Raw genomic sequence first — 6,580 nt, forward strand, 5'->3', positions numbered from 1 at the left:
CCGGCCGCGAAGTCGTGGATCCACGGGGGGACGCCGGCGCAGGGCTTCATGAGCCACGCCGAGGGCCCGTTCGCCGGGTTCTTCAAGTCGATCAGCGGCCCCTGGGCCGACTGGGTCTTCATGGCCGGCCTGCTGGGGATCGGCGTCGCCGTCCTCGCCGGCGCGGGCCTCAAGCTCGCGGCCTGGAGCGGCGCGCTGCTCCTGGCCCTCATGTACCTCGCCGAGTTCCCGCTGGGGACGACGGGTACCTACACCAACCCGCTCTTCGACAGCCACTGGATCGAGGCGCTCGGGCTCGCGGTTCTCGCCGCCACCTACGCCGGCGACACCTTTGGCCTCGGCAAGTGGTGGGGCCGCAAGGTCGGCAACGGCATCCTGCGGTGACCCGATAGGTGGCCGTCGGACTCACCGAGGGGCGGCCCACCAAACCGGAGGGCGATCTGTGAGGAGGCAGGTCGCCCTCCGAACGTCTGCACGCCGATGTATGCCGCTCAGCCGGGTCCCGGGACCCGGCTGAGCTCTCGTGTGGGGCGTGGCCGTCAGGCTGAACCGTGCAGCTCGTAGTCGATGGGCTTGCACGTGCCGTTGTTGGACTTCTCCGCCGAGCAGGCGGTGAGCCCGACGAGCAGGTCCATCTCGGCCCGGACGGTGAGCCGGTCACCGGTGCGGGAGGTGGGCGGGTCGATGTGCAGCTCGCCCGTGCGGTCGGTCCACACGTTCATGAAGATGTTGAACGTCGTCGAGATCCGGTCCGGCTGGATGCCGAACTGGGCCAGGCCGCGCGACAGGTTCTCGAAGCAGCTGGGGTGCGCCGCACCCTCGAGCTGCGGGTAGAGCAGGTCGAAGGTCTGCTGGCTGCACGGGGTGAGCAGGATGTCATGGCGGCCGCACGTGTCGTCGACGATCGTCGCCATCGGCCGGCTCCGGTTGCTGTAGAGGATGGTGCCGGTGGTCGGGTAGATGGAGTTGGCGTAGTCGATCGTCCGGCCCGACGAGAACCACTCCTCCGGGTCGTCCGCGGCGAAGCAGAAGAAGTCGCTCACCTGCTCCCCGCACGGGTCGACGACCGTCAGGGTGTCGCCGCGGGCCATGCGGAAGCCGGTCCCCGTCTGGGGTTCAAGCCGAGTGAGCCCGGGCCGCGGCGGCGCGGGGGTCGGGGTCCCGGGCTCCGTCATGAGTGCTGTCCTTCCGTCGGTGCGTGGACCTCGAGTGGGGGTTGCCAGTGGGCCGGGTGGACCCGGCCAGAGTACTGGAGCGCCTCCGACGCCTCCCCATGGTCCGTGGCCATCGGGTTGACCGAGCCCTGCAGGTCCCGGTCGCGGCGCCGGATCACGGTGCGCATGCCGTCGAAGCGGCCGCTCTGGCGCAGCTGCTCGAACTGAGCGTGCGGGTTGAAGACGATGGTCGGGAGAGGAGCGCGGCGCGCGATCCGGGAGGCGCCCGGGTGCAGGCCGACCACGAAGTAGGCGCTGCCTCCCGCGCTGAAGGCGAAGTGGGGGTTGGCGGGGTCGGCGGACACCTCGGGCGCCCACGGCCGGTCGTCGTCGTCATGGATCCGCTGGAGCAGCTCCCAGAGCAACCGCTCGAAGGTCGGCTCGTCGAGGTCGGTGGGCCGCCGGAAGGTGACGACGAAGGAGCGGAATTCCTCGTCATCGTCGGCGTCCTCGGCGAACCCGCGCAGTCCCTCGAGGGTGGCCTGCGCCGACTCCTCTGCCGCGAGGTCGCCCAGCACAAGGTGGGTCACCGTGTCGCGACGGAACACGGATTTCGCGCCCAGGCAGGGGTACTCGACGTGCCCCACCATGGCGGCGATGGACTGTCGGACCTCCCCGCCCGGCGCAGAGCCGAGCGGCCCGCCGGCGAGGTCGCCGAGCAGCTGCTCGAGGGTCGCCCCCTCGTCCACGACCCCTGCATCGGGTCCCGGCTCGGGCCCGCACCGTCCTGTCGCCATCGGCGCTCCTTCCAGACGCCAGCCGTATACCCAGCCAGCGCCCGGGCCACGCCGGCGGGCGCCGGAGCCGGGGGAGGGCGGACCGGGCTGAACGGCGAGGCCGACGCTGGGGTACCGGTAGGCCATGGCAACCGGCCGCGGCGAGGGACCGCTCCCCGTCGAGGTGGTGGTCCCGGTCCGGTGGAGCCGGGACGAGCCCGCTCGGGTGGCCGAGCTGCGCGACCACCTTCGCAGCCTGGCGCGGGAGGTCTGCCACGTCAGCGTGGTCGACGGCAGCCCCGCGCGGATGCGCGCCGGCCACGAGCGGGCCTGGCGCGACCATGCCCGCGTCATCACGCCGGCACCGGTCGATCGGCTCTGGCCCGGGACAGCGTGGCCGGACGCAACGTCACCCGGCGCAGCCTGGATCGGCCTCAACGGCAAGGTGGTTGGCGCGTGGACGGGAGTGCTGGCCGCTCGGTCTGAAGCCGTCGTCATCTCGGACGACGACGTCAGGCACACGCGGGAGAGTCTGGCGTCCCTCTGTGACGCCCTCGGCGAGGCCGCCCTCGTCCGTCCGGTGACCGTGTACGACAGCTGGCCGTGGCAGGCCCGATGGGACGGTGCCCGCACGCTCGTCAACGTCGCTCTCGGCGCCGAGTGGCCCGGCACGCTCGCGGTGCGGCGCAGCGTCGTCGTCGAGGCGGGCGGCTGGTGCCCGGACGTCCTCTTCGAGAACCTCGAGCTGTGGCGCACCGTGGGGGCGCGGGGTCACCGGGTCGTGAGCGTGCCCGTGGTCGTGCCGCGGTGCCCGCCGACAGTCCGTCACTTCTGGTCCCAACGGGTCCGTCAGGCCTATGACGACCTCGCGCAGCCCGGCCGCCTGACCGTCGAGCTCGCCCTCCTCCCGACCGTCTTGTGGCTCGCCCGGCGCCCGGGCCGGGTCGCTGCGGGTGTCCTCGCCACCGTCCTCCTCGGCGCTCTCGGGCACAGGCGCCTCGGGCCCCAGTCCCAGGTGCCCTCGTCGGTCGTGCTCTGGACGCCCATCTGGGTGCTCGAGCGCGCTGTCTGCGTGTGGCTCGCCCTCGGATACCGGGCCGCCGGAGGCGTCCCCTACTGCGGGAGGCGGATGCCGCTCAGCGCTCACTCGCTGCGGGCGCTGCGGCGTCTCTCCGGGACCGAGCCGACCAGCTGAGGGCGCGCGGGCACTGTCGGGGGTGAGCGGCATACTCGCGGCATGCAGCGGATCGACGGACACCTCGTACTCAGCCCGACGGACCTGACCAAACACGTGGCCTGCCCGCACATCACCACCCTCGACCTCGCTGCCCTCGACGGCTCGGTGACAGGCGCCACCGGTCCCGACGACGCGCTCAACCTCGTGTTCCAGAAGGGGCTCGACCACGAGCACCGCTACCTCGACGACCTGCGGGCGCAGGGGCGCACCATCGAGGACATCGCGGCACAGGGGCTGGACAAGCGCGAGGCCGAGGCCGCGACGCTCGAGGCGATGCGACGCGGCGTCGACGTCATCTACCAGGCGACGTTCTTCGACGGCCACTGGGTCGGTTACGCCGACTTCCTGCTCCGGGTCGACGAGCCGAGCGGGCTGGGACAGTGGCGCTACGACATCGCCGACACCAAGCTCGCCCGCCGGCTCAAGGTGCCCGCGCTGCTGCAGATGGCGACGTATGCCGCTCGCCTCGAGACGCTGCAGGGTGTGCCTCCGCGGTGGCTGACCGTCGTGACCGGTGACCGCGAGCAGCACCCCTGGCGGCTCGTCGACGTCGCGCCCTACGCGCGGCGGCGCCGCGAGGAGCTGCTCGACGCGATCGCGAGCCACCGGCCGACGGAGTCGGCGCGCGTCGAGCACTGCAGCCAGTGCCGGTGGCGCGACCGGTGCGCCAAGGAGTGGCTGGAGCGCGACGACCTGATCCAGGTCGCCGGGATGCGCGCCGACCACCGGACCGCACTGCGGGCAGCCGGGATCGAGACGATGACGGCGCTCGCCGAGGCGAGCGACGAGCAGCTCGTGGGCGTGCTCGGCTCGGGGGTGCGGGGCCGGCTGGCCCAGCAGGCTCGGCTCCAGGTCCTCGAGCGGACGACCGGTGAGCCCCACTACGAGCTCGTCGAGCCGCCCTATCTCACTCAGGTCGACGCCGAGGGCGTGGAGGTCCACGTGCCGCGCGGCCTCGCGCTGCTGCCCGAGCCGGACGAGGGCGACGTCTACCTCGACTTCGAGGGTGACCCGTGGGCCGAGGACGGTGCCGGGCGCGAGTACCTCGCCGGCATCTGGACCCGACAGGGGGAGTTCGTCGGCTTCTGGGCGCACGACTTCGCGCAGGAGGGGCAGCTGACGCGTGACCTCGTCGACTGGCTCACCGCTCGGTGGGAGCGCTACCCGTCGATGCACGTCTACCACTACGCCCCCTACGAGACGACGGCGCTCAAGCGGCTCGTCGGCCAGCACGCGACCCGTGAGGCCGAGCTCGACCAGCTGCTGCGGCACGAGGTCTTCGTCGACCTCTACGCTGTCGTGCGCCAGGGCGTGCGCATCAGCAAGGGCTCCTACTCGATCAAGAAGCTCGAGGAGTTCTACTGGGGGCACACGCGCCAGGCGGAGGGCGACGCCGTGGCGGACGGACTCTCCTCGGTCGTCGAGTACGAGGAGTACCTCCGGGGCCTCGAGGCGGGCGCGGCCGACCAGTCGATCCTGGACCGGATCCGCGACTACAACGAGGTCGATGTCCGCTCGACCCTGGCGCTGCACGAGTGGCTCGAGCAGCTGCGGGTCGAGCTCGCTGCTCGCGGACATGCCCTGACGCGACCCTGCGCCCGCGAGGCGAAGGAGATCGGCGAGGCGGAGCGCGCCGAGATCGAGCTCACGGAGCGGCTCGTGGCCGCGGGACACGAGCTGCTCGCCGGGTGCGTCGGCTGGCACCGGCGCGAGCAGCGGCCCGAGTGGTGGGACTACTTCCGCTACCGCTATCTCGAGACCGACGAGCTCATCGAGGACGGCGCCGCGATCGGCGGGGTCACCGGCGTCGAGTTCGTCGAGAAGGTCAAGCGGTCCAACGTGTGGCGCTACACGTTCCCGCCGCAGGAGTGCAAGGCCCCGATCGGCCAGTACACCTCGGACGTCGACACCCTCGAGAACGTCGGCAAGGTCATCGCCCTCGACGCGCAGGCCGGTTGGATCACCCTGTCGATGGGGGCCGCGAAGCGGCCCCCGATGCCACGCGGCCTCGGCAAGCCCGGGCCGGTCCGTGACGAGGTGCTGCGCGACAGCATCGCCCGCACGGGTGAGCTCGTGCTGGCAGGTGGCGGCAACCTCGCCACCCGCCTGATCGACCGCGTCGTCCCCGCCGCGCCACTGTTGGCCGTGCGCGACGGGGAGTCCGCCGGGGATGCGGTCGTGCGGGTCGGTCGGTCGCTCGACGGTGAGGTGCTCGCCGTGCAAGGCCCGCCCGGCACCGGCAAGACGCGTTCGGGGTCCGCCCTCATCCGGGCGCTGCTCGACGACGGCCTGCGGGTCGGCGTCACCGCGCAGTCGCACGCGGTGATCCTCAACCTGCTGCAGGAGGTCGGGCGCCCGGCGCTGCACAAGGACAGCGCAGGGGCAGAGCCCGCGGGTGGCGAGGACGCCGCTGTCGATGGCCAGTCGTCGCTCATCCGGCACCTGACCGCCAACGACGAGATCCACGACGCCCTTGCCTCCGGCGAGACACACCTGGTGGGCGGCACGGCGTGGCTGTGGTCGCGCCCGGAGATGACCGACTCCGTCGACGTGCTGGTGGTGGACGAGGCGGGCCAGTTCTCTCTCGCCAACACGGTCGCGGTCGCGCCGAGCGCCCGGTCGCTCGTCCTGCTGGGCGACCCGCAGCAGCTCACCCAGCCGACCAAGTCGGTACACCCCTTCGGGTCCGGCGTCTCGGCGCTCGACCACCTCCTCGACGGCCACGACGTCATCCCGCCGGATCGGGGTGTCTTCCTCGACCGCACCTACCGGATGCACGGTGAGGTCACGGGTTTCGTGTCCGAGCTCGCCTACGAGGGGCGGCTCCAGTCCGCCGCCGCTGACGACGGCCAAGACCTCGCCCGCGTCGAGGTGGTCGCTCCGGGCCTGCTCTGCGGCACCGGCCTGCGCTGGCTCCCCGTCGAGCACGTGACGGCCTGCGGGCAGGCGAGCGAGCAGGAGGCGAGCGTGGTCGCGGCCCTCGTCGCCGACCTGCTGCGGGGGGAGTGGGTCGACGCGACGGGACGACGCAGGCCGCTCACGCTCGACGACGTCCTCGTCGTCGCGCCCTACAACGCGCATGTGGCGACATTGCTGAGGGCGCTGCCGGACGGGGCGCGCGTGGGCACTGTCGACAAGTTCCAGGGCCAGCAGGGTGCGGTCGTGATCTACTCCATGGCGAGCACGAGCGCGGCGGAGGCGCCGCGGGGCGTCTCGTTCCTCTACGACGTGCACCGGCTCAACGTCGCCCTCTCCCGGGCGAAGGCGATGGCCGTCATCGTGGCGAGCCCGGTGCTGCTCGATGCGCCAGTGTCGACACCGCACGACCTGCGTGCCGTCAACGCGCTGTGCCGCTACGTCGACGAGGCCAAGACGATCTGACCCGTCGAAGGGCCACAAACCGTCGAAGGGCC

Annotated in this window: 5 protein-coding genes; 3 read left to right on the forward strand and 2 right to left on the reverse strand. The window is 72.1% G+C overall.

Features of this window, described 5'->3' with window-relative positions:
• The coding region (locus tag N864_RS17690; RefSeq protein WP_034720062.1) for a hypothetical protein at nt 1–384 on the forward strand (384 nt) is incomplete at its 5' end.
• A gap of 155 nt (nt 385–539) precedes the next feature.
• On the opposite strand, the gene N864_RS17695 is transcribed toward N864_RS17690, so the two are convergent.
• Nucleotides 540–1,175, reverse strand: coding sequence for a DUF1989 domain-containing protein (locus tag N864_RS17695; protein WP_034720064.1), 636 nt, complete (start codon nt 1,173–1,175; stop codon nt 540–542).
• Complete coding sequence (gntA, locus tag N864_RS17700) at nt 1,172–1,951, reverse strand: guanitoxin biosynthesis heme-dependent pre-guanitoxin N-hydroxylase GntA (RefSeq protein WP_051518753.1); 780 nt, start codon at nt 1,949–1,951, stop codon at nt 1,172–1,174. Before gntA ends, N864_RS17695 begins: the two co-directional genes overlap by 4 nt.
• Before the next feature lie 124 nt (nt 1,952–2,075).
• Between gntA and N864_RS17705 the strand changes: the two genes are divergently transcribed.
• Nucleotides 2,076–3,125 (forward strand): glycosyltransferase, encoded by a 1,050-nt coding sequence (locus tag N864_RS17705; RefSeq protein ID WP_051518754.1) that lies wholly within the window; start codon nt 2,076–2,078, stop codon nt 3,123–3,125.
• A gap of 42 nt (nt 3,126–3,167) precedes the next feature.
• On the forward strand, nt 3,168–6,548 hold the full coding sequence (locus tag N864_RS17710; RefSeq protein WP_034720067.1) for a TM0106 family RecB-like putative nuclease: 3,381 nt from the start codon (nt 3,168–3,170) through the stop codon (nt 6,546–6,548).
• Nucleotides 6,549–6,580: the final 32 nt, after the last annotated feature.

The organism is Intrasporangium chromatireducens Q5-1 (assembly GCF_000576575.1).
In the GTDB taxonomy this organism is placed as follows: domain Bacteria; phylum Actinomycetota; class Actinomycetes; order Actinomycetales; family Dermatophilaceae; genus Intrasporangium_A; species Intrasporangium_A chromatireducens.